Source organism: Sporocytophaga sp., assembly GCF_017745095.1.
GTDB lineage: Bacteria > Bacteroidota > Bacteroidia > Cytophagales > Cytophagaceae > Sporocytophaga.
This window is the reverse complement of the sequence record NZ_JAGHZZ010000002.1, coordinates 480,897-506,181: the sequence shown is the minus strand read 5'-3', so window position 1 is coordinate 506,181 and position 25,285 is coordinate 480,897. Positions and strand designations below refer to the sequence as shown.

The following is a 25,285-nucleotide window of genomic DNA, read 5'->3' as shown; positions in this document are numbered from 1 at the left end:
TATTAGATTATTATTACTTTTTTAAATGGACCTGATCGTTGAAATTATTGAAACTTTGTCGCCAGAAGACAGGAAGGATTTTTCAGTTTTCCTGAAAAGACATAAAAACATAAAGGACAGAAAAGATCTGGAGCTGTTTGATCTTCTATCCCGTAAGGGAAAAATTAAGAGAGTCGATTTGCTCTTAAAACTCTATCCGGGAGATAAAAACCTTGAAGCTTATCATGCGACGCGGAAGAGACTTATGCGTCAGTTGATGGAGTATCTTCAACTTAAGAAGAAAAAAGGTGAAACTGTTTCAGAAGGTTATATCCTGAATCTTATCTCCACTGCTGAATATCTTTTAGATAATGAGAAACTTGAAGCTGCATGGAATATGTTGAAGCAAGCGGAAGAGCTTGCAAAGAAGGCTGAAAACTATAGTATTCTGAATACTATTTTCAGTATTGAAATTGAAAACTCCCAACGTGAATCTGCTCCTGATCTTAAAGTATTGTTGGAACAGAAAAGGAAATATCAACAACTTGCAATTGAAGATGATAATGCCAATATCGCAAATCAGCTCATTCGGTACGAACTAAACAAGTCCTTAAGTACAGGCAGAGAAATTAATATTGATGCCATTATTAAAGATGTGTTGAAGCAATATGGCCTGGAGGATATTGTTATCAAGAGGCCAAGGCTAATGTTCAATATAGTCTCTATAACCCGCAGTGCTGTTCTGGCTGGGAAACAGTTTTATTCATTTGAGCCATACCTTATTGCAAAATATAATGAGATAGAAGAAGGCACTGGTTTTAATAAGTACAACCATTTTTATAAAGTGAATTTTCTGTATATGATAGCTCATGTCCTGTATAGAAATAAAAAATTTGATAAGGCAGAAAGTTATTTAAAGCTTCTTCATGAAGGTTTGGATGAATATAATAGAAGTCATTATTCGATGCTTTATCCTAAGTATGTGTTATTGTTAGCAGCTGTTTGTAATTATTCTGGAAGAAGTGCCCCTGCTATTGAACTGTTGGAAAAGCTTGTGAATAATAAGAAAATAAAATTGAACACAGCCCAGCTATTGAATGCCTATCTGAATCTCAGTACATACTATTTTCAGCAGGAAGCTTACCAAAAATCTATTCGTGTATTCCAGAATGTGCAGCATAGTGATCAGTGGCTTATGAAGGTAATGGGGTTTGAATGGGTATTTAAGAAAAATATTATTGAATGTATAAACCAGTTTGAGCTTGGGAATTCTGATATAGTTGAGCAACGTTTAAAAGGCATCGATAAAAACTTTAAGGAGTATTTTAACAGAGATTTATATAAGCGAGTGGGAGTGTTTTTAAGTCTTGTAAAAAAAATGAATGATAGGCCTGATATTGCTACAACTAAAGAGTTTCAGAATCTCGTTGATAATTCTTTTGAATTCATTGATATAAGTCAGGAAGATATTCAAGCTATAACCTTTTATGGTTGGCTCAAAGCTAAAATGCAAAGGAGGAAGTATTATGAGGTGTTGCTTGAACTTGTTAAAGGCTGAATGGATAAAGCTTAAAGTTGACAAAATATAGTGATAGTACTTGTTATCAAACGGATGCTTGATCAGAACGTATTTAATGAATAAAGCGATTGTCGAAGTTGTAATCTATATAATTGAAAGTCATGTTATTCTGGTCATGGTCAATTTAGGAAGGAACTTATTAAAGTTTGACATTTATTCACTAATACGGGAATTTTGAAAAGAAATTAAACGAGCAACAGTTTGAGCAAGAGCAAGAAATACATTAAATAAGTTCTCTTGTTCTTGCTCAAACTGTTGCTTATCTATTTAGGGCGAGGTCTTTTCTATTTCAAAAACCTCTTTAATTCTGCGGCAGCATGTAATACAAGAGATTTTGTTTCAGGTATCTCTGCAAGACCATTCAGCATACCAAAGTCATGTATGACGCCATTGTAGCGTATAGTAGTTACTTTTACTCCGGCCTCATCAAGCTTACGGCCATAAGCTTCTCCTTCATCTCTGAGGATATCGTTTTCAGCAACCTGAATTAATGCAGGTGGTAGCCCTTTTAATTGATCTTTAGTTGCCTGCAATGGAGAAGTATAAATCTCTTTACGTTGCTTAGGATCTTTAGTATAGAGATCATACATCCACATCATTAGCGACTTTGTAAGGAAGCGTTGTTCTCCAAATTGTTTATAAGAATCTGTTTCAAAATTTGAATCAACTATAGGCCACATAAGCACCTGTAATTTGATATGCGGTCCACCTTTTTCTTTAGCCATCAACGTTGTTACGGTACTCATATTACCTCCGACACTATTGCCAACAATCGCCATATTAGTACCATCTACATTGATCTCATCTCCATGTTCGGCTACCCATTTGGTAGCAGCATATATTTCATTGATAGCTCTTGGATACTGTGCTTCAGGTGTACGTGTATAATTCACAAATACAGCAGCAAATCCTGATAGTACTACCAGGTCTCTTACCAGACGCTTATGAGTTGGGAAATCTCCAAGTATCCACCCACCGCCATGGATGAACATAAAAACCGGCAGTTTTCCTTTAACACCTTCAGGACGTACTATATTTAAATCAATAGTGAAGCCATCAGCTGTAATTGTTTTCTCTGTCACTTCAATGCCAGAGAGATCTACTTTAACAGACTTCTGAGCTTCAACCAATACATTCTTCGCATCTTCATAAGAAAGACTTTCAACAGGAGGACCTCCCGAATTCAATACCTTTAAGAAATTTTTTACCTCTTTTGTAAGACGCGGATCAACTGCATAATCCACTTTTTCTTTTTCCAAAATTGTTGTACCCATTCCCACTTAATTAAAATTCAACTTCACTACCATGCCTTACTTTTCAAGTAAAACATATTCATTATTTAAACTTTACCTTATTTTTAAATGTTCTGACTTGATTTTTTTGCAACTTAAAGTTCAGAGCTCCATTGTTTTACCAGATAGATTAATTATAAAAATCAAAATGGAACTTATTTAGCTTTTTTCTAAAGCAGTTTATTTCCTTTATTTTTGCATAGTTGATTATTGTGAATATATGGATTCAATAACCCAGATAGTTTTAGGTGCAGCAGTAGGTGAAGCAGTTTGTGGAAAAAGAGCAGGGAATAAGGCTCTGCTGTGGGGAGCAATAGCCGGTACAATTCCAGATTTAGATGTGCTTGCAAGTCCCTTTCAGGATCTGGTGGAAGAATTGACCTTTCACAGAAGTATAACGCACTCTATATTATTTGCAGTTATTGTATCTCCGCTTTTGGCATATGTGTTGAAGGCAATTTATAAGCGAGATGCTACTACATATGTGGACTGGTTCTGGCTGTTTTTTCTGGGCTTTACCACACATGCATTACTAGACTGTTTTACAACCTGGGGAACAAAGGTCTTTTATCCATTCAGTAATTATGCTGTTTCCTTTCATAATATTTTTGTAATAGATCCTCTTTATACTGTTCCATTTATCTTATGTCTAATACCAGTCTTCTTTTACAACAAAGAGGATAGAAGAAGGCGATTGTGGACCTATGCTGGTATCGGTATCAGCTCTGTGTATATGATGATTACTTTGGTTGAGAAGATTGCTGTGAATAAAGTCTTTGAAAAGAATTTTAAAGATCAGCATATATCGGTGATAAGATATTCAACAAAGCCCACGCCATTTAATACTATTCTTTGGAATGCAACAGCTGAAGTGGATTCTGGGTATTACATAGGTTATTATTCTTTAATGGATAAGGATAAAGATGTGAAGTTTAAATACTTCTCCAAAGATCATCAATTGCTTAATGACTATTTACAGAATGAAAAGTTGCAGACACTGATAGGAATTACCGACGGGTATTACACTGTCGAAAAACATGATGGAAGTTATATTATTAATGATCTTCGTTTTGGGCAGCTCGACGGTTGGGGAGAAGGAAAAGAGGCATTTACATTCGCTTATAAAATAACACCTGATAATAACAGTTTAAAGTTTTCTCAGGCACCCAATAACCTTAAAAAAGCGAAATCATTGATGGGGAAATTATGGAAACGTATTTTGGGAGAAAAGTTTGCTGCAAATTGATCGATTAATAGCTTTGTCAAGATTATAATTGAATTAAAATGGGAAATGAGAATAAAACATATTCAATAGCAATTAGATTACAAAGGATAACGCATGAAGATGCATATTTATCTGTACCATTGACTAAAGATGTAACTAAAGAGAAAGAAGATGGGAGTTTGGGTATTGATTTTGAAAAGTTGGTAGCAGAAGCAGTTAAACTGAGTCAAGATCCGAAAGTTGAATGGAAGATAGAAACAGTGCATCTGGAACCTCATCCAGTTCAACATCCTAAACCTGAAGATAGGAAAAGCTTTGATCCGATGATTGATGATTAAATACTAGAACTTCTTAGTTCAGTGTTCTCTTATAGTTTCAGTAAGTTAGATAGGGAAGCGGCTGTAAACACCTGCAAATTTACAGTTTGTTTTTGCATTATTTTCATTTTTTGTTTGATTATAGAGAGGTTGTAAGTGGCTTTATTTTACTTAAAATTAGTTAATAAGCTGAGCCTGAAATGTATCTTTGAAATGGATATTTTTAAGAAAAATATGCTCAAATCCTTTTCGTTTTCATAGTATCATTACCTACATTAGGTGCATAGATTGAGGCTTGGAAGAATGAAGCTTCAACAGTTTTTTGTTTTTGGAATTTAAAGATGTACTACTATGAATATACAAATTCCTGAAAGCAACCTTAAGAGAGTCGTGATTATCGGCGCCGGTTTCGGTGGATTAGCCCTTGCACGCGAGCTTGCTTCCAAAAATTTCCAAATTGTTCTTATTGATAAAAATAACTATCACCAGTTTCAGCCCTTATTTTATCAGGTAGCTACTTCAGGGTTGGAGCCTAGTGCTATTTCATTTCCTTTGAGAAAGGCATTTCAATCTTATTCCAATGTTCATATTCGTATTACTGAAGTAAAAGAGATATATGCCCAAAGCTCTGAAGTAGTTACATCTCTTGGTACTCTTAAGTACGATTATCTGGTACTTGCTATGGGAGCAGATACAAATTACTATGGTAATAAGTCTGTGAAGCAAAAGGCCATGCCGATGAAATCAGTTGGAGAAGCGCTTGCTATACGTAATACTTTGCTACAGAATCTTGAAGATGCTTTATCTGTAGAAGATCAAAAGGAGAAACAAAGACTTTTGAATATTGTGGTAGTTGGCGGAGGACCCACTGGTGTGGAGGTTTCAGGAACTCTTGCTGAAATGAAAAGAACTGTATTGCCTAAGGACTTTCCTGATCTTGATTTTACAGGAATGAATATATTTCTGATTGAAGCCGGAAAGAAAGTGCTAGGTCCTATGTCTTCCATAGCATCTGAAAAGGCTACAGAATATCTGAAGAAATTGGGAGTAATTGTTCATACTGGAATTGGAGTAAAAGACTTTGATGGTGAAACTATTTACCTGAGTGATGGCTCTACTATTGAGAGCAAGAATCTCATTTGGGCTGCAGGTGTCAGAGCCAATGGTATTGTAGGTATTCCTGAAACTTCAATGCATAAAAACGGAAGGATCATTGTGGATAGATATAACAGGGTACAGAGCTTTGAAAATATCTTTGCCATAGGAGATCAGGCATTTATGGAAGAGGAAAAATTTCCCAACGGACATCCTCAGGTAGTTCAGCCCGCAGTTCAACAGGCAAAACTACTTGCAAAAAATTTGGTAAATGGTCAAAAAGGAAAAGCTTGGAAACCCTTCAGCTATAATGACCTTGGCTCTATGGCTACTGTCGGAAGAAACCTTGCAGTAGTAGATTTACCATATGTTAAATTTCAAGGCTTTCTGGCTTGGTTATTCTGGATGTTTGTCCATTTAATGTCTATAGTAGGTGTTAAGAATAGACTTTTAATTTTTATCAACTGGTTCTGGAATTACCTGACATATGATCAATCACTTCGCTTAATTATGAAGCCAAAAGAAAAGGAAGTTGAGTTTAAAGCTGAAGGCTAAATACTTAAAGCCAAAGGCAAAAATGTACTTAATTTAAAATTTTGAAATAGAATAAAAATCCAAAAGCCTTGGAAGGGCTTTTATATCAGTATAGGAGTGTTCCTATACTGATTTTAAACTTTCTTAAAGATACTTGGCTAAGATTTCAATATCTTCAACGGAGGACTTTGTAAATCATTTTTTAGCTTTTAGCTTTCCGCTTTAAGCTTAAAGCTTTTTTGCATCTTCAGCTTTAAATCATTAACTTGAACTGATTTAAACTGAGAAATTTTTATGAGTGATGATATTATCGCTAGTTTGAGAGAAGCGTTAAATTTTTCTCCTGAAAACCTGCCACTAAGAATATACCTTGCCGAAAGTTTATTTAAATTAAATAATTTTGAAGAAGCTGAGAAAGAGTTTAAGCTTGTTTTAAATAAAGCATCTGATAATGCTAAAGCTAAGATTGGTTTGGCTAAAATTTATTTAAGTCAAGGCAATTATTCAACAGGCATCGTAGTGCTAGAGGATCTGGTACATTCAGATAATGCAGATTCTGAGTCTTTACTTTTGTTTGCAAAACTTCTTCTGAAAGAAAACTCTATAGAGGAAGCGATGAAATACTACAAGCGGGTGCTTGAAGTAAATCCTGCTTTGCTGGATGAAGAGCTTGACAGTTTAAGAAATCCGAATCACTATTTTGCATCGGAAGATGATGATTTTGTGGCAGAAGTGGAGAGGAATTCAATGCCTGTTGAAAGGCCAAAGATAACGTTCGAAGATGTAGGAGGAATGGACCATGTGAAGGAGGAAATCAAAATAAAAATCATCCATCCTATGCAACATCCTGAGCTTTATAAAGCTTATGGTAAAAAAATAGGTGGAGGAATATTGCTTTACGGCCCTCCTGGTTGCGGGAAAACCCACTTAGCAAGGGCTACAGCTGGCCAGGTCGATGCAAAATTTATTTCTGTGGGAATTAATGACATATTGGACATGTGGATAGGCGGTAGCGAAAAAAATCTCCACCACTTGTTTGAAATGGCTAGACAAAACGTGCCGTGCGTACTATTTTTCGATGAGGTAGATGCATTGGGAGCCAGCAGATCTGACATGAAACAATCCTCAGGGAGACATCTGATCAACCAGTTTCTTTCAGAACTTGATGGAATAGATAATTCCAATGAAGGGGTGCTGGTATTAGCGGCAACCAATGCTCCATGGCATCTTGATTCCGCATTCAGAAGACCGGGAAGGTTCGATAGAATAATTTTTGTGCAACCTCCTGATGAAGAAGGTAGAAACGGAATTCTAAAAGTTTTGCTGAAAGATAAACCACTGAAGGATATAGATTATAATAAAATTGCAAAAGAAACCAGGGATTTTTCAGGTGCAGACCTTCAAGCACTGGTGGACTTTACAATCGAAGAAAAACTGCGTGAATCCTTTAAGACAGGAATTCCAGAACCAATAGAAACAAAAGATTTGCTAAAAGCTTTAAAGAAAGTAATACCTTCTACAAAGGAATGGTTTACCACAGCAAGAAATTATGCTTTGTATTCTAACGAGTCCGGGTTATATGATGATATTTTAAAGTATTTAAATATTAAAAAATGATCTTTAATTCCAGCGAGAGAGCTAGGTTACTGATAGATCAGAGGCGGTTTAAAGAAGCTGAAGATGAACTCAGAAAATGCCTGTCTTCTGATCCCAATAATCCTGAAGTTTTTTCCTTGCTTTGTATCTGCAAATGGCACGAAGGTAAGTATGATGAAGCTGAAGATTTTATAAAAAGTGCTATAAGTCTTGCTCCCGCAAATCCTTATCTTCTGTATATTTTTTCTAAAGTCCTGCTCGATCAGGATAAGCTTGATCAGGCTGAAAAATATATTATAGAGGCTATTTCTATAGACCCTCTGGTAGCTGATTTTTTTGGGCTAAGGGCCTCTGTTTTTCTGCAAAGAAAAAATTGGGAACTTGCATTGCATTATGCAAACAAAGGACTCGCCCTGGAGCCAGATAATCTCACTTGCCTGAATATCCGTTCCACTGCGCTCTTGAAACTTGATAGAAAGGAAGAGTCTTATGATACCATTCATGAAGCGCTGCATTATGATCCTGAAAATCCCATCACTCATTCCAACCTTGGTTGGGGATTACTAGAGAAGGGAGATCACAAAAAGGCTTTGGTTCATTTTGGTAAAGCACTTCAAATAGATCCTGAGCTTGAATATGCCAAGCATGGTTTGGTAGAAAGTCTGAAAGCAAGATATTGGATATATAGGATATTCCTGAAATATGCTTTCTGGATAGGGAATATGAAAAGTGGTGCTCAGTGGGGCATACTCATTGGCTTTTTTTTCGGATCCAAGATATTGGGCTTTCTTGCTGATAGGATTCCTGCTTTAAATCCATTTATTCTTCCCTTTATAACCCTGTATATTCTTTTTGCAATATCTACCTGGATCATCCGTCCAATTACCAATCTCTTCCTGCGTCTCAATGTATATGGAAGGTATGCACTTACACAAACAGAAATCCAAACATCTAACTTTGTGGGTGTTTCGTTATGTATTGGCTTAGCTTCTTTATTAACATATCCTTTTTTTCTGAATGATCTGTTGTTGTTTACAGGAATCTTTGGCTTATCTATGATGATTCCTTTATCTAGTATGTTGACTCCACCTAAAAAGAATAATAAGAGGATTCTTGTCGTTTATACGTCAATACTTGCTCTGATTGGAATTGCAGGTTTATTCTGTTTTGCATCCGGACTGGAAATAGCTCAATCTCTAGGGTATATATATTTGATCGGTATTATGGTATTCCAATGGGTTGGCAATGCAATGATAATAGGAAGATAAAAAAAATACAATCCGGCCAGAATAAAGCTCTGAACCGGATTGTTTCCATCCCTGAAATAAATTCTTAAATATTATTATTTAACACTGTAGCCATATTTTTTAAAAACACTTTTTGCCTTTTCGGAAAAGAGGTATTTATAAAATTGTTCTGCTTCTTTAAAGTTCTGTTCTGCACTCTTCTTTAAAAGCACTACTCCTTGTGCAATTGGACTGTAAGATGTTGCATCAAGTTCGATCCATGTACCTTTGTTTGTCATCTCAGGACTTAATACCACTGATTTGGCAGTAAAACCAATGGCTGCAGCCCCGGATATCACATATTGATTTACCTGAGAAATGCTTTCTCCATTAACAATCCTGGGTTCAATAGTTTTATATATTTTATAATAGTTCAATACTTCAATAGCTGCCTCCCCATAGGGAGCTAATTTGGGATTGGCAATAGCCACTTTATCAAATTTGTCTGATAAAAGAAGGGCCTTTATATTACCTTTTTCAAGCTTACTCATTGACCATAAAACCAGGCTGCCATAGGCATATATTTCTGGATTGGTTATAGTAAAACCTTCTTTAAATAATGCTTCCGGAAATTGCATATCAGCTGAAAGAAAGATGTCAAAGGGAGCACCTTCTTTCACCTGTGCTGTTATTTTCCCAGACGAGTTTATAATCAACTCCAGATTAATGCCTGTTTCCTTTTCGAAATTTTTTTCAATTTCTTTCATTGCAAACTGGGCGTTAGCAGCAACAGCAACAGTAACGGTCTTCTGTGCAATGCCTTTGCAGGTCAGTGCTAGCAAGAGCATTAGTATATGAAAACTCCTTTTTAATACCATTTTATTATGCTATTCCTTTTTGGGAATAATGATAAATAAAAAAAATCAAAATACTATTTTAGAAGACTGTTCCTGAAGAAATTCATTAAATGCTCTTTCCAAATTGTCAAACTCGTGAATAGCCTTTTCACCTTCTTCTGTAAGGAATGCTCCTCCACCTTTTTTACCACCGGTTTTGGTAGAAACCAGTTTGATAGCCGACATTGTATTCATTGAGTCAATAAGTCTCCACGCATGTCTATAAGCCATATTCATAGATTTGGCCGCTTGGGTAATTGAACCGTACTCTTTAATTTTTTTTAAAAGTTCTACTCTTCCGGAACCTAAAAAGGCTCCATCACCGCTTTGAACCCATATACGGCCACTCACCAGATAGTCTTTTTTCTCCATCGTCATAGTTTTGTAAACATAATGAATAAAAATAATAAGTAAAAATACTTAATTTAAATTTAAGTAATAAATAAGTAAAAATACTCAAATTTAGGATTTAAGATTATAAAGTATATTAAATGTCAAATATGTGTTGAGATAAAATTTAATTTTCGGGATTGATTTTTAGAAAAAATAGTTCCACCCCTCCGTCCCTTAAGGGATTTGGAGACCCCAATCACAACATTTTTTAGCCCTTGAGACTTAATTAATTAGGAACAAATTAATTGGCTATGTGTAATAATCATGATCCTAATCACAGACATTCGATTCACTGTATCCTTTCTCCGCATATTCTGCGATCCATTGTAAAAAATGGCTCGCCGGAGCAAAGGCAGAAAGCGATCACTACCCTTGCTAATGACAGTACCTTCAGAGCATTAAGGAACTTTACAAATGCTACTTTAGCTGGTACAGGTCCTGTAACTATGATTAGTCCGGGTAAAAAACAGAGAACAATCATAGATGCCAAGAATCTGCAGAGTACAGAAGGAAAAATAGTAAGGTTTGAAGGTGATCCTGCTACTGATGATCCTGCTGTTAATGAAGCATACGACGGTCTTGGTGTTACTTATGATTTCTTCTGGAATATCTTCGAAAGACATTCTATAGATGATGAAGGTATGCCGTTGCAAGGTATTGTACACTTTGGGAAAGAATACAACAATGCATTCTGGGATGGTCAGAAGATGACATTCGGGGATGGTGATGATGATTTGTTTAAGAGATTCACCATATCTCTTGATGTAATCGGTCACGAGCTCGCACATGGTGTTACAGAGGATGAGGCAGGGCTTGTATATTTCAATCAGGCAGGAGCATTAAATGAATCTATGTCAGATGTTTTCGGGTCAATGGTTAAGCAATATAAACTTAATCAAACATCAGATAAAGCCGACTGGCTCATTGGTGCAGAGCTTCTTTCAGACAAGATAAACGGCAAGGCATTAAGATCTATGAGTGATCCTGGGTCTGCCTACGATGATCCTGTTTTGGGAAAAGATCCTCAGCCGAAGCATATGGATGCTTTCGTGAATACATTTGAAGACAATGGTGGGGTCCATATCAACTCAGGTATACCAAACCGCGCATTTTATCTTGCAGCAACAAGCATAGGAGGCTTTTCCTGGGAAAGAGCTGGTAAAATCTGGTATGAGACACTTAAAGACGCAAGGTTGAGAGCTAACACAGGATTTAAGCGTTTTGCCAATCTTACAGTCTACAACGCAGTAAGGTTATTCGGACAAGGAAGTGTGGAAGAACAGGCGGTACAAAATGCCTGGAATGAAGTTGGCATTAAAACATCAGTTAAAGAACCATTGCAATATGCTCATTGAATTTAAATCAGATGGGGGGATTGCTTATTTCCCGGGATTGAACAGATCCAAACTGATTAACACAGACTCATTAAATAATGAGGATTCAATGAAAGTTAAGGAACTTGTACAGAAGTGCAGGTTCTTTAGCATTTCTTATAATGAAGTGCCTCAAAGAGGTGCAGATAGAAAAACGTATACAATCACCATTACTGATGGTGATAATAAAAATACAATTAGAGTTTCGGACCCTGTCGAAGATGAAGCATTAGCTGAATTGATTGGTTTTCTGAATAAGCTAAGCAAGAAAGTCTGAATAAGAAGAATTCAGTCTTTCCAAACGATCCATTGAAGGGAGCTTGAGTTATTTTACCTTATCAATATCCTTTCAAAAAACATCTTGTTGCCAACCGCTACCTGAATGACGTACACACCTGGTTTAAATCGTTCTTTAATAGGTAAGACCGTTCTGGCAGATGTTATATCGCAGGTGGTTTTTTCATTATACTGTTTTTTTCCTTTTGAATCAAATACTGAAATATGAACACGTGGATCATCCACATATCCAAGTAAGCTAAGAGTGATTATGCCTTTGTCTGTAGGGTTCATATATGCAAGAATTTTTGCAATAGTATCTGCTCCTGAAGCCTGTATTAATTCTACATTTTCCGTTTCTTCATAAGGAGTAATATAGGGAGAAAGTCTATTACCTGGAATCGGCCGTTCCAGCGTTCCATCCGGAAGCCTCCAACCTACAGAAATATGATCTATCTTCAGGCTTTCTTTATGAAGGGCTTCTATATAATACTTTTTGCCAGCCTCCATAAATATCCCTTCAGATTTTTGTTCGGAGAATTTTGACCATTCCTGAAAGAAAGAGGACGTAGGCACATAAGCTATTTTTGCCTTGTGTTCAATACTGTCATCTTTGCTAAGCCATAATTCTCCTTGCTCATCTGAAGCAATCCAGAAATAGTAAATTCCTGAGGTAGGAGGATAGATATATCCGCTTATCCTGGTACCATAATTGTCCATCAAATTTTCCGGTCCCTCAAATTGGGTAATAAGTACTTTTCCATTAGGAGGCAACTGGCAAGGAATTTTATCTACTGTTGTTCCTCTTACGCTAGTCCAGAATTCCCGCAGGATATAGCCTTTGTTCGAATATACATTATGTGTATCCTTAAGTGACGTAACCATCGAAATCTCTTCAAGGTACTGATCGTCTGAATTGTTACTCAGATCCTTTGATTCAAATGTAAAATTGTTTGCCAGGATTTTATTTACTTCCGGAACCGGTGTGTAGACAGCTGTATAAGTCGTATTCTCATGAGGTGAAATTTTCGCCTGTTCAGATAAGCCTGCAGGTTCCCAGTGATCAAACCTGTATCGTATACCATCCATTGTTTGATCCAAAACGCTACTGATATTTCGGGACATACCTGCAATATCTGTGAAGCTATATGGGGCGTCTACAATAGAGCCGTCCAGAGAAATTTTTAATCCTGGAGGATTGGTTAGTAATTTAATCTGTACCTTTTGGGGATGTATATCAACATATTTTGTATCTGCAAAACCGTCCTGATCTCTCACTGTTAGTGAAAGTCTGTAATAAGCTTTATCATCAGGTATTTGTTGGTTGGGGACAATGAAGTAACCTTCTCTTATGCCTTCTGTTGTTATGATTGTTTCAGAAGATAGATCCTTTGATTTTCCTTTGTGATGGAATTCAAGTTTCCATAGAAACGAGGATTTGTTAAGAATACCATTTTCAAAATCATTTCCTCCTCCGAGAAACCTTATGGTGTCTCCAATTCTAAAAGTATTTCCAAAAGTCGGATTAATAAGCATCGCATTGGGAGGGAAATTATCCGCGACCTCTAGTTTAACCGAATCGCTGTTTGTAGTGCCGAAATCATTGCTGATCTCGACATGATAGAAACCTGTATCTTTCAGCTGAACGATAGAAAGAAGTAAATTTCGGGATGTAGCGCCTTTTATGTTGATTCCGTTTTTCTTCCATTGGAAAGAGTAGGGGGGCTTGTCTTCAATGTCAACTGAAAACATCACATTGGAGGTCTTCGCTGTCCTTAGTCCTGTTGGCTGAAGTGTAATTTTGGGTAGACGATTAGCTGAATCAGCTAAATTACCGGTATTTCCGGAGACATGCTTAGTGTATACTTTTATTTGTGCTGATAAATTTAATGTAATCGCAATAAATAAAATTGGAATCAAAGATGTTAACAGATACTTCATTTTGTCACCATTATGAAGTAAAAAACCTTTTGAAATTGTAAAAGTTAAGCCGCTGAATCCAGCTAAGGGAAAGGCTTTGAAAGAAATTATTTCTTAGGGAATAACTAAATCCGACAAATGTGAGTTTTGGCCGAAATTAATATCGACTAGTTATCTCCAATATAAAAGCCTGAAGGTCTTGGTTCATTAGCCTGGTAGATGCTTGTACTTCATTAAGCATACTTGACCTTGTACGAAGCATCCCTTTGGTATAAATTCCTCCCTCTCCAAAAAGCAATTGTTTTTCATTGTCAGATACTTCAGAACCTTCAGCCTCCAGCTTTAGCTCCTTCCATCTGTGCTTGATATTATGTACAATTGAAAATTCATGAGCATTGCTGAAAAAGGGTTCATTGAGCAGATACCAGATTGATGGAGGGAAAATCTTAGAGTTTTCCGGATCATTCCAAATTTCGCCAAGCAAATTTCTTTTATGATAATATTTAACCTTGGTTTTAAAAAGTAAAATACTTAATCCAAAGGAAGCGCTGATTACTCCGCCGCTTATAGTAATTGCATCTTGTTGGGTATCATTTAGCTTTTCACTGGCAAGAGTTCCTGCAATGGTTATTAAAGCGCCCGAGGTTATTGAAAGTACTGTTAATATGCTATTTCTCCTGTTTTCTCGTTCTGTAAGATAGTCTGCTAGTATTTCGGCCCTTTCACCTTCGCAATCCAGTTCTGCAGCAATGCTTTCAATTTCAGTGGAAATGAGCATTACCTGTGTAAGTACTTTATTCTTAGAAGCGATATATTTAATTCTGGTGGAATCAGTAGGGCTTTTATCGTAAGCTCTTTTGATACTGTCTAGCTTTAACAGTTCTTGGTATACTCCTGCTGCATTCGCAACCAATAGGGTGTGAGCACTAAAAGCTCCCGTATTCTTTCCACTTAAGACTTCCTGTGTAGGTTTTGGGTAAAGTGTGGAATCATAATGATAACTAATAGCGGGTGAGCAATATTTGGAATCAAAATGACGGGCTACTTTTTTGCTTTTGGTTCCAACACAACTTGTTGAAATTAAGGAAAGAAAGTAAAGCAAAAGTTGAAAGTACCCCTTGTTGAACATATATTAGCTTATTTTAAAAAATAGCAATACAATCCTGATACAAGGAATAAATTGAAAATAGAGGAGAATGTTTAATGTGGTTGGGAAAATTCAGTCCGGATTGGTCTTATTGCTCTATATGGCCTTCATGAACAAGTTGTAGAAAAGAGGGTAAGTCGCAATCCTGGTCTTTCTGGCATTGTTTTAAAAATGCTAGCCATTTTTCAAAATCTAAATCCCAGGAAAAATCACCTCTGAGAATGGATGCAAAACTTTCTTTGATTTCATCAGCATGACTGCACAATTCTTTTAGATTAGAGTCACCTTCAGACTGATCAATTTTTGTCTTTCCATTAAGCCCAAAGAATGCTGAAAGGTAAAATTTTGGATACCATCTGTTTTTCCCTTTAGGGCTATAAATAGATATGGTTAATTCGTTATTGTCCTTGCCTAAAAATATGCCTGCCCAGCGTGATTCAAGATAAATCTCATCTTTTAATTCTTTATTTACATTCATAGAAAACTGAGTCATCAGCTGCTCAAAAGCTAATTTAACTTCTTGGCAGAAAGAGCTATTGTTTTCATTTTGTAGATCCTGGGTATTCATATAATTATGTTTATTAAACTAACCTGGGAATGGGCATAAGAGTTTTTTACTCAAAAGCCTTCCTTCAGGTTTCACGAAAATGAAATAAGTACTTTGAAACAATAGAAATCCTCAATCTTCGGACCAAGTTTTTCTTTTACATATAAAAACTTCTGATAGTTGCCAATAGAAAATTAAATCATTCCATTTAGCTTGCTTAGAATATATAAAAAGGTCAGTGTCAACTATTCAGATTATTTCTTTTCCATATAGTAATTTTATTAATCATTTTCTCTCTTTGACTTTCTTCCTCATAAAAAAAAGAGGTCGTCCGAATAGACGACCTCTTCCAAAACTATTTAACTATTAACCTCTATTCTTTAATAATTCTGATTGTTTCAACTTTGCCTTCATATGCTACTTTTAGCAGATAAACACCTAGTTTAACATCACTTGCTGGAATTGAGAATTTACCATTTGTAATATTCTGGCTTCCACCTTTAAATTTATTACCGAAGCTGTCATATAGCTCATATGTAGCAAGAGTTGAAGCCTCAGAAGTTTGTACCGTTACGTTGATGAAATCGCCAACCGGGTTTGGTACTACTGAAATTGCAATTACTGGAGCAGCAAATGCCGGTTCAGTTATAGTATCTTGATTATTCTGATCTCCATAAGGATTAGTCACTAGCAGAGCTTTAGCCAAGATGTTATTATCTTCATTTGTTTCACGTACATAATTGTAATTATCCGCTACAAATAATAATTTATAACTTCCCTCAGAGATATAATATGGCACTTTAAACTCTCCTGAAACAGGTATAGAAGATTTTGAAAGCATACCAGGAATGCTCGCTGTTCCGATAAATATATCTTCAGAAGAAAGGTTTTCATCACTAGACAGGTAATATCCAAGATTGAAGTATCCTAGATCTGAATTTCCTGAATTGCTTATTGTAGCTTTGATATATACTGTTTGTTCTACAGTAACCTTTGAACTTACAGAAGCACTCTTCACAAATAGATCTCTTGTAGCAGCTTCAATAGAAATTTTCTTAGAAACAATGTTATTGTTTTCATTCATCTCAGGCTGATTCTTGCCACCATCAGCTACAAATACTATGTAGTAATCTCCAGCAGCAAGATATTCAGGAAGATAAAGTGATTGATTAAACGGAATAGATGTTTCTGGATATACACTACTAGTATAATAAAAACCTAAGTAGATAGCAGAATCGATCACATTCTCAGATTTAGAGATATAGAAATCTAAACCAGTAGAATATGAACTCTCAGTACCATGGTTGTACAAATAACCTGAAACATTAATATTGCTTCCTGCAACTGCCTTTGTAGGGTTTACTCTCTGAGTGTTTACAGATAGATCAACGTTTGGAGTAATGATTCTTATTCTGGTGAATGAAGTATTATTATTTTCATTGGTTTCCTGGATTTGGTTGTATGAATCCGTTTTTGCAATCAGATAATAATTTCCCGCTGGAACATTGGTTGGTATGAATAGATACTGGTTGAAATAGTTTGTATTTCCAGGATACAGGTCATATCCATAGTAGTTACCAATGTTAATGTCGATTGAATCATTATAGATTGTATCGGTAGATAATACAAATCCTGAATAATGGTAAGGGAATGCAGCATCTCCAAGGTTAGTTTCACTATATGAAACATAGAGTCCTGATCCTACAGTTGCGATTTCTGCAGTTTTGTATAAATTGCTGATAGCAATATCATAAGATGGAGCTTTTACCTGCACTTTAATGTAGGCTTCATTATTGTACTCATTGTTCTCATTTACATAATTATAAATATCGCTTTTAGCAATCAAAAAGTAATCTCCTTCAGAAATTGAAGGTGATATGTAAAATCCTGCAGAGTTATAATTTGAAGCGCCTGGTGCGAGAGAGTATTCATAGTTTTGACCCAGGAAATAATCGGTATCATCAGCAATAGAATCTTTAGAAAGATAATAATTAGTATAACTTGATCCTGCATAAGATGTACCTGTATTGTTTATTGAGTATGATAGATAATTATAATCTCCAGTTCTTAATACTGAATTGTTAGAGTACAGATTTGTAATTGATAAATCAATGCTTGGTTGAACTATATTTACTGATACAAGAGCAATATTATTCTGTTCATTAGATTCGGAAACATTATTCTGGTAATCAGCTTTTGCTATAAGATAATATTGACCAGCTCCTGTTCCACCAGTATATATTGGTGTATAAAAATAACTCAAATTATTTGGGTATAGATAATCAAAATACTGGTATTGTACTAAAGCATCGCTGTCGTCAAGTTGAGTATCTTTTGATAAATAAAATCCTACATAGCTTCCAGATGCAAAGCCAGATCCTATATTGCTCAAATATCCGTTTACATAGAAGTAATCTCCCTGATTAATTGTAATAGTACTATCAAATAATACAGTAGTTAGATCTGCATTGGAAGAACCAATTGAAAGAGGTAGAATTAATGAATTATTTTGTTCATTGCTTTCTGAAACATAGTTATAAGCGTCTGCCTGACCTAGCAAAAAATAATCTCCCGGTCCAACGCTCGGAGGAATTGTTGCAGTTTCGTATCTGTAAGTCCCCTCATTAGGGTTAACCTCATATACATAGCTTGAGCTTAATACAATATCACCACCATCCAGATAGTTATCTTTAGAAAGATATAAATTAGTATAGTGTTGACCAGCCACAGTGGTTCCTATGTTTCTTTCTGTAAAGCTTAAATATATTTCACCTCCTGGTATAACTCCATTTTTAGTTGAGTAAGAAATACTGTCAAGAACCAGATCAGCACTTCCACCACCTGAAGAAATATAAAAAGGTTTAGCTATGCTGTTATTATACTCCTGAGTTTCTGATACTGCATTGTACGCATCAAGCGCAGCTATCATGTAGTACCAGCCTTGTAAACCCGAAGGAACTGTAAGACCAAAATCTGAATAGGTAGAACTATTACCTGCCAGACCATCGGATTTTCTGGTTCCAAGAAGGTAATCAAAACTATCAAGAGTGGAATCTTTTGAAATGTAATATCCTACTTCATAACCTCCTGAAAAATCAGTTCCTATATTATTTTCTTTAAGGATGACAACTGCAGTTGAGTTGCTTGTGCTGTCCGAAACTGAAATGTAACTAGGGTAAAGGTCAACTGAAATGGATGATTGCACAACGTTTAGTGATGATACAAATCTGTTGTTGAATTCATTTGTTTCATAAACTTCATTGCCTGCATCTGTGAATGAAACAAGAAAATAATAACCGCCAATTATATCTTTCGGAATTGAAAGATAGGTACTGTCTAATACTGAATTCTGAGATTGAACAGAAGGCAGGTAAGAAGAACCCAAAAAATATGCTTCGCCTTTATTAGGTAAAGTCCATGAAGTATCTGCCGTTAGATAATAATCAGTCCTGCTAGAACCTGCTGTACCAAAGCCTGAATTTATTACTTTACTAAAAACTGTTATTCCTGATCCAGGCTCAACAGTCAAAGGATATATGTCCTGACTAGCCCGGTACAGATCTGCTTGTGGAAAATCAATTGTATCCACCTGCGCCGCTGATTGAAGCGAATTCCCACTCTGGAAAAGAACCAGAAGCAGAAATTTTAAGATAAAAATCTTGTTTTTTTTCATGTGTTTAGATGATTTTAAAAATTGGTTTTAAAACTAGCTTGTCTACAATTAATAAGATCACAAGTAACCCATTCATTTTGGGTAAATTGCTGGATTTTATAAAGAATTAGTTGGAGAAAATTGATTATAGGTCAGGGGGTTTGTTTTGTTGCTTTACTCAATTCTCATATATTTAGCTTCTCAAATCATACTCATATTGCAATGCGTTACATTTTAGCAGGAACTTTATTCTGCATAGCCTTATTTGCCATATTTTCATTTAATTCATCAGTATCCTCTGAAAAGAAGAATACTGATCCTCGTGTAGAAGAATTGTTGGCCAAAATGTCTCTGGAAGAAAAAATTGGCCAGATGACTCAGATTAACATTACCAAAATTATTACAGATTCTCTCGCTGCTGCTTATGATTCTGCGACAACTCTGGCTATCGATACCAATAAAGTTATTCATTATGTAACAAAATATCATGTTGGTTCTTTCCTAAATGGAAGGGCAATGTCACCCGATGTCTGGTTCCGATTTACCAACCAACTTCAACATGTCAATATGAGGAATTCAAAAAATAAAATTCCTATCATATATGGTGTAGACCATGTTCATGGTAGTAGTTATTTAAGTAATGGCACCATATTTCCTCATAATATCAATATCGCTTGTTCTTTTGATACAACCTTTGCTTATGAAGAAGGATGGATCACAGCTACAGAAACTGCGGACTTATATCATCGATGGATATTCGCTCCTGTGTTCGATCTGGGAAAAAATAAATATTGGGGACGATATTATGAGACTTTTGGAGAAGATCCTTATCTGATCTCTAAAATGGGAACTTCATACGTGCGAGGACTTCAGGGAAACACTGAAATTGCGCCTTACAAAGCAGCTGCGTGTGCAAAACATTTCCTTGGATATTCAGATCCGAAATCTGGTTGGGATAGGTCACCTGCTGAAATTTCTGATCAGGCACTAAGAGAATTTTACCTTCCTCCATTTAAAGCCGCTGTAGAAGCTGGTGTTAAGACAGTCATGATCAACAGCGGTGAAATCAATGGAATACCTGTGCATGCAAATTATGACATTCTTACCAAACTTCTAAGAAATGAACTAGGCTTTGAAGGCATTGCAGTAACCGACTGGATGGACATAATCGCATTGCAAAAAATGCACTATGTGGCAGAAAACGAAAAGGAAGCCACTTTCCTTGCAATCAGTGCCGGAGTAGATATGGCAATGGTTCCCCTAAATACAGATTTTTGTGATAACCTTCTTGGATTGGTGAAGGAGGGAAGAATCAGTGAAGAAAGAATCAATCAATCGGTACGTCGTATTCTTAAAGTAAAATTTGATATAGGTCTTTTTGATCAGCCTTACCCGAGAAATGACAGATTTAATAAAATTGGCTCTAAAGAGCATAAAGTAAAAGCTTTGAAAGCCGCAAAGGAATCTTTGGTATTGATGAAAAATGACCAGAACTTATTACCGATTAAACCTGGCAAAAAGACCATACTGGTGGTGGGTGAAACCGCAGATAAAAAAATACCTCTATGTGGTGGATGGACATATAGGTTCATGGCTAAAAGTGAATACTGGTTTCCTAAAGATATGAAAACAATTTATGGGGCTCTTAAAGACGAGTTTGCTGATTCGAAGGTCATATATGCAAAAGAAAATGAAATAAAAAAACTAGCCCCTTCTGCAGATATAATTATAGCTGCAGCTGGCGAAGAAAGTGCATATGCAGAAACGGACGGCAGTATTAATGATCTTGAACTTTCGGAATCTCAGGTTTCATTAGTAAAGACTGCAATAGCGACGGGTAAGCCTGTAGTGTTGGTTCTTACGGAAGGCAGACCAAGGATCATTAGCAAGATTTACGACCAGTGCAAATCCGTCATTTTTGCAGGTCTTCCTGGGGTAGAGGGAGCTCAGGCAATAGCGGAGATCCTTAGCGGAAAGACCAACCCGAGTGGTAAGCTATCTTTTACTTATCCTTATAAACAAGGGCATATTATCCCATACAATCACAAGCAAAGTGAATATTCAATATTGAGACCGGTAGGAGAGGAATTAAAAAGATTTGCAATCTGTGAATTCGGTCAAGGATTAAGCTATACAAAGTTTTCATATGCTAAAATAAATCTTAGCGATACAGTAATTAGTTCTTCCGGAAAAATTAAGGCTAGAGTGGTTGTATCCAATGTAGGTAAAATAGCAGGTAAAGAATCGGTACTTTGGTTTCTTACTGATGAATATGGATCAATAACCAGACCTGTCAAAGAACTTAAATATTTTGAGAAAAAAGAATTACAGCCAGGTCAGTCTATTGAATTTTCATTCGTAATTGATCCAGATAAACATTTGTGGTTTCCGGACAAAGAGGGTAAAAAGCTTTTGGAACCTGGATATTTTACTCTCACTGTAGGAGATCAGAAAGCAAGGTTCAGATTGAAATAAATAGTAATAAACTCTAATAATTAGCTACTATGAATATTAAGATCCTTTTAAGGATAGCTTCCGGACTACTGATTTTTCATATGGTTGCTCACACGTTGGGACATTCTGGATGGAAACGTGCGGAAGAACCATTGAAACAAGAAATAATAAGCAAAATGGTCGGGCATGAATTCCCATTCATGGGAGCAGACAGAAGTATGGGAGATTATTATGAAGGTTATGGCTATGCATCAACAGTAGCTTTGGCATTTATGGCTGCTGTTTTGTGGATAATATCGAGCGCAACGTATACTAATAGAGAATTAAGTTATAAAATTCTTCTATCATTGGCTCTTGCACTTCTATTCTGGGGTGGAATAGAATTTATATATTTTTTCCCTTTTGCAGCATCTATTACTTTGCTGGCATGCCTTCTCACTCTTGCTTCTGCTATACAGCTACGAGGAAACAAATAAGTATAATGGATTAAACTTTAAAATTCATACCTCCTTTCATCTTATGGAAGGAGGTATGAATTTTTATGGATAGCTATGAAATCAAACAATAATGGTATTTAAAGGTTTCTAAGAAAATACCTCACTGAAGATTTCCTAATTTCAGATGTATGATGAATTGACAAGCCTGAAGGTAAAGGCAGCCGAGTTAGCAGCTATAATTGAATGCATTCCTGATGCAGTATATATTGGTGGTCCTAACGGAATCCTGAGAGCAAACAAGAAAGCCCTTGATATGCTTGGCTTTGATACACTCGAGGAACTTAATCAACAAATAGAAGTTCTGGCAGATAAGATAAAAACCAGAGACCTCCATACTGGTAAGAGACTGACTACAGAAGAAGAACCTTTTTATAAAGCTTTTTTCGGTGAATCTAATGAAAGAGATGTTTTGACAACTCATATAAAATCTGGGAAAGAAATAATTGTAAGATGTTCTGCTGCTCCTGTGATTGTTGATGGTCAAATTATTGCTGCAATTGCCATCAATACTGATATCACTGAAAAGGTTCAAAATAAACGCGAACTTGAGAGTGTAGTCAAAAAACTGAAAAGGCAGAATGAAGAACTAGATAAGTTTGTTTATACCACTTCGCATGATCTCAAAGCTCCACTTAATACTATCGATCCTATTCTCCAGATTGTAAAAGATGAGAATAAAAGTGTGCTCAAAAAAGATTCGGTACATTTGCTTGACATGGCAATAAAGAAGGTAAGGGATATGAGCGATTTTATTCATTCACTGTTGAAATCTGCAACTACCTTAGAAAAAGTAAAAGAGTTGGTAGATTTGAACAAAATTCTCAATAAGGTTATAGCCTCTCTTGACGTACCTTCAAACATAAATATTTTTGTAAGACATAACCTTCCAGCAGTTTATTTTCATAAATATTCACTGATGCAAATTTTTCAAAACCTCTTATCCAATGCCATCAAGTTTATGGATAAAGAAAGAGGAGTGATAAAAATTGATTGCAGGCAATCAGATGATAAGTATATCATATCTGTGAGTGATAATGGCCCAGGCATTGCTAAACATGAATTAGAAAAAATTTTTGAAAGATTCGGTCAGGTAAATAAAGATCTTTCAAAGGACAGTTCTGGCCTTGGGTTATCTATTGTCAAAGATATTCTGAAAGAAAATGACGGATCTGTATGGGCTGAATCTGAGATTAATGAAGGTACTACTTTTTATTTTATGATTTCTAAATCCTAAATTCCTTATTCGACTTACTAATTTAAACAAATAGCTGATTCCCTTGTTGACTTTGCGGTTCATGATTTTATGTATGCCTTTAGTCAAGAAGAAACATCCACTGGCGATAAGATGGTTTCACTGGATAAACTTTCCAATTCTTGCACTCATGCTTTGGAGTGGTCTCTGGATTTATTGGGCCAACGATGAATATAGTATTGTTTTAGGAGGAAAAATGATATTTAAATTTTTCCCGGAATGGTTTTATAATACCTTCAATATACGCTTTAATCTCGCTGTTGGCATGGCATGGCACTTTGTATTCATGTGGGTATTTATGTTGAATGGATTAGCTTATGTATTTTATACATTCTTTTCCGGTGAATGGAAGTATCTGGTTCCTGGAAAAGACTCATTTAAAAACGCAATAAAAGTGACACTTCATGATATCGGACTTAGAAAAGAACTTCCACCAGCTTCAAAGTTTAACGGTGCACAACAAATAGCATATACGAGTATTATCGTTTTCGGTGCTGGTTCAGTTATCACAGGATTAGCCATTTACAAGCCTGTGCAGCTGTCTTGGCTTACTTCTTTTCTGGGTGGCTATAAGATTGCAAGACTGATCCATTTCTGTCTTGCACTCAGTTATGTTTTCTTTTTTGTTATTCATGTGGTCCAGGTAATCAGGGCTGGATGGAATAATTTCAGAGCTATGGTTACTGGAATTGAAGTTGTTGCTGTAAATAAAAACGCTAAAGAAAATGAAGTCTGACAGCGAAGATGAACTTAAAGACATTTCTAAACAAGAGATGCGTAGGACAACTATCAAGTCTCTTGCTGGGTTTATTCTGGGAGCTCTGGGTCTGTTGGGTGGTATCAAATGGCTTGTTGCAGGGACAGATGCAGAGGGATTGTCACGGCCACTGAGAAAGGTCCTTGAAACTAATAGAAAAGTTGCCACTATATTTTTCAGTAATAAAAATCTTGCCCCGGTCTTTCCTAAGGAACAGGCCGCTCCAGAGCCAAGACTTAACGGTAACATTGGCCTCGAAAGATCAATAGATGTTGAAAATTGGATGCTAAATGTTCAGAATAATTCATTGATTCATGGCATAAATAAATCATCTATGAAACTAACACTTGATGATATTAAACAGCTTCCTAAAACAGAGCTCACTTTTGAGTTCAAATGCATTGAAGGGTGGAGTGAAATTTCAAATTGGGGTGGTACTAAATTCTCTGATTTTATGCTTGTCTATGGCTTGGGAGGGCTTACTGATCATGGTCAAGATAATTTGCTTGCTGAGCACGTAAGTCTGGAAACTCCTGACGGAGGTTATTATGTTGGGCTTGATATGGAAAGTGCTTTACACCCTCAGACGTTACTTTGCTACGAGATGAATGGCAAACCCCTCTCTTCTGAGCATGGAGCTCCTTTGAGATTGATAGTGCCTTGTAAGTATGGTATCAAAAGTATCAAGAGAATAGGGAAAATAGCATTTGTAGGGAATCAGCCAGCTGATTATTGGGCTGAACGTGGGTATGATTATTATGCAGGGTTATAATTTAATCTATAATGTCCAGCAGGTCTTTTTCCAGAGTGTTGTTTGGGCTTTCTACAATTCTTCCGGCTTCTTTGCCATTAACAAAAATAATAAAGGTTGGAATAGAATGTATCTTATATTTTTTCTCTAGCTTTTCCGGTGATTTTTTATCGTGATTGAGTAAATACAAGGTTATCCTCTCACTCTTGATATTGGCCTGATCTGTGACTTTATAAAATCTGGGAAGCTCTCTTTTTGTATCTCCGCACCAGGTACCTCCGAAGACAATAAAGGTGAGTTTACTTCCTTTGTCTGATATTGCCTTTATAACTGTACTGTCGGGTTTGTAAACTTTATAACCTTCAGAAAACCACGGAAAATTTGCATCAACTTCTTTTATATCTGTTTTGCCTGTCAGTTCTTTTTCTCCGGAGCTTTGTGCTACGCAGTTATGAAATGCTATGATAGCAGTTAGTAATAAAAGGAAACAAGATATCCGCATATTAATTTAACTTCATTAATGTCTT

The 25,285-nt window shown here is 36.1% G+C and carries 21 protein-coding genes; 13 read left to right on the top strand and 8 right to left on the bottom strand.

The features are described from left to right. Positions 1–25 precede the first annotated feature (25 nt). Positions 26–1,537: a hypothetical protein gene (locus J7604_RS04925; RefSeq protein WP_293891946.1), complete on the top strand. Its 1,512-nt coding sequence runs from the start codon at positions 26–28 to the stop codon at positions 1,535–1,537. A gap of 305 nt (positions 1,538–1,842) precedes the next feature. Here the strand turns inward: J7604_RS04925 and J7604_RS04920 are convergent, their stop codons facing one another. Further along, positions 1,843–2,832, bottom strand: coding sequence for an alpha/beta hydrolase (locus J7604_RS04920; RefSeq protein WP_293891943.1), 990 nt, complete (start codon positions 2,830–2,832; stop codon positions 1,843–1,845). A gap of 238 nt (positions 2,833–3,070) precedes the next feature. On the opposite strand from J7604_RS04920, the gene J7604_RS04915 reads away from it, so the two are divergent. The 5 genes from J7604_RS04915 to J7604_RS04895 all read left to right on the top strand — a co-directional run bounded on the left by J7604_RS04915 (position 3,071) and on the right by J7604_RS04895 (position 8,885). Beyond that, on the top strand, positions 3,071–4,096 hold the full coding sequence (locus J7604_RS04915; RefSeq protein WP_293891940.1) for a metal-dependent hydrolase: 1,026 nt from the start codon (positions 3,071–3,073) through the stop codon (positions 4,094–4,096). Positions 4,097–4,134: 38 nt separating this feature from the next. Then, positions 4,135–4,413, top strand: a complete 279-nt coding sequence (locus J7604_RS04910) for a hypothetical protein (RefSeq protein ID WP_293891937.1) — start codon at positions 4,135–4,137, stop codon at positions 4,411–4,413. 330 nt (positions 4,414–4,743) lie between these two features. Further along, the gene (locus J7604_RS04905) at positions 4,744–6,042 is read left to right on the top strand and encodes an NAD(P)/FAD-dependent oxidoreductase (protein WP_293891934.1); all 1,299 of its coding nucleotides are present in this window, start codon (positions 4,744–4,746) and stop codon (positions 6,040–6,042) included. 273 nt (positions 6,043–6,315) lie between these two features. Next, entirely contained in the window at positions 6,316–7,638 is a 1,323-nt protein-coding gene (locus tag J7604_RS04900; protein ID WP_293891931.1) for an AAA family ATPase, read from the top strand. Then, entirely contained in the window at positions 7,635–8,885 is a 1,251-nt protein-coding gene (locus J7604_RS04895; protein WP_293891928.1) for a tetratricopeptide repeat protein, read from the top strand. The genes J7604_RS04900 and J7604_RS04895 overlap by 4 nt, the downstream gene beginning before the upstream one ends. Before the next feature lie 74 nt (positions 8,886–8,959). On the opposite strand, the gene modA is transcribed toward J7604_RS04895, so the two are convergent. Together modA and J7604_RS04885 are read right to left on the bottom strand one after the other, a co-directional pair. Further along, a complete protein-coding gene (gene modA, locus J7604_RS04890; RefSeq protein WP_293891925.1) occupies positions 8,960–9,691 on the bottom strand; it encodes a molybdate ABC transporter substrate-binding protein in 732 nt (243 codons plus the stop codon). A 75-nt stretch (positions 9,692–9,766) separates the two neighbouring features. Further along, a complete protein-coding gene (locus tag J7604_RS04885) occupies positions 9,767–10,111 on the bottom strand; it encodes a LysR family transcriptional regulator (RefSeq protein WP_028981756.1) in 345 nt (114 codons plus the stop codon). Between the two features lie 272 nt (positions 10,112–10,383). On the opposite strand from J7604_RS04885, the gene J7604_RS04880 reads away from it, so the two are divergent. Beyond that, positions 10,384–11,487 (top strand): M4 family metallopeptidase, encoded by a 1,104-nt coding sequence (locus tag J7604_RS04880; protein WP_293891916.1) that lies wholly within the window; start codon positions 10,384–10,386, stop codon positions 11,485–11,487. Beyond that, positions 11,477–11,782 (top strand): protealysin inhibitor emfourin, encoded by a 306-nt coding sequence (locus J7604_RS04875; RefSeq protein ID WP_293891913.1) that lies wholly within the window; start codon positions 11,477–11,479, stop codon positions 11,780–11,782. Before J7604_RS04880 ends, J7604_RS04875 begins: the two co-directional genes overlap by 11 nt. Positions 11,783–11,835: 53 nt before the next feature. Here the strand turns inward: J7604_RS04875 and J7604_RS04870 are convergent, their stop codons facing one another. The 4 genes from J7604_RS04870 to J7604_RS04855 all read right to left on the bottom strand — a co-directional run bounded on the left by J7604_RS04870 (position 11,836) and on the right by J7604_RS04855 (position 19,068). Next, entirely contained in the window at positions 11,836–13,722 is a 1,887-nt protein-coding gene (locus tag J7604_RS04870) for a PA14 domain-containing protein (RefSeq protein ID WP_293891910.1), read from the bottom strand. Positions 13,723–13,858: 136 nt separating this feature from the next. Beyond that, positions 13,859–14,830: a hypothetical protein gene (locus J7604_RS04865; RefSeq protein WP_293891907.1), complete on the bottom strand. Its 972-nt coding sequence runs from the start codon at positions 14,828–14,830 to the stop codon at positions 13,859–13,861. A 106-nt stretch (positions 14,831–14,936) separates the two neighbouring features. Continuing rightward, positions 14,937–15,416 (bottom strand): hypothetical protein, encoded by a 480-nt coding sequence (locus J7604_RS04860; protein WP_293891903.1) that lies wholly within the window; start codon positions 15,414–15,416, stop codon positions 14,937–14,939. 352 nt (positions 15,417–15,768) lie between these two features. Beyond that, positions 15,769–19,068, bottom strand: a complete 3,300-nt coding sequence (locus J7604_RS04855) for a CARDB domain-containing protein (protein WP_293891900.1) — start codon at positions 19,066–19,068, stop codon at positions 15,769–15,771. 201 nt (positions 19,069–19,269) lie between these two features. Between J7604_RS04855 and J7604_RS04850 the strand changes: the two genes are divergently transcribed. The 5 genes from J7604_RS04850 (at position 19,270) to J7604_RS04830 (ending at position 24,779) form a co-directional block, all read left to right on the top strand. Beyond that, entirely contained in the window at positions 19,270–21,522 is a 2,253-nt protein-coding gene (locus J7604_RS04850) for a glycoside hydrolase family 3 N-terminal domain-containing protein (protein WP_293891897.1), read from the top strand. A 29-nt stretch (positions 21,523–21,551) separates the two neighbouring features. Continuing rightward, positions 21,552–21,977: a hypothetical protein gene (locus J7604_RS04845; protein ID WP_293891894.1), complete on the top strand. Its 426-nt coding sequence runs from the start codon at positions 21,552–21,554 to the stop codon at positions 21,975–21,977. A gap of 145 nt (positions 21,978–22,122) precedes the next feature. Beyond that, the gene (locus J7604_RS04840; RefSeq protein WP_293891892.1) at positions 22,123–23,232 is read left to right on the top strand and encodes a PAS domain-containing sensor histidine kinase; all 1,110 of its coding nucleotides are present in this window, start codon (positions 22,123–22,125) and stop codon (positions 23,230–23,232) included. 73 nt (positions 23,233–23,305) lie between these two features. Then, positions 23,306–23,986 carry a cytochrome b/b6 domain-containing protein gene (locus tag J7604_RS04835; protein WP_293891889.1) on the top strand — a complete coding sequence of 227 codons (681 nt, stop codon included), beginning with the start codon at positions 23,306–23,308 and terminating at the stop codon, positions 23,984–23,986. Next, a complete protein-coding gene (locus J7604_RS04830; protein ID WP_293891886.1) occupies positions 23,976–24,779 on the top strand; it encodes a molybdopterin-dependent oxidoreductase in 804 nt (267 codons plus the stop codon). Before J7604_RS04835 ends, J7604_RS04830 begins: the two co-directional genes overlap by 11 nt. A 1-nt stretch (position 24,780) precedes the next feature. Here J7604_RS04830 and J7604_RS04825 read toward each other — a convergent pair whose 3' ends face one another. Beyond that, entirely contained in the window at positions 24,781–25,260 is a 480-nt protein-coding gene (locus J7604_RS04825; RefSeq protein WP_293891883.1) for a thioredoxin family protein, read from the bottom strand. Positions 25,261–25,285 lie beyond the last annotated feature (25 nt).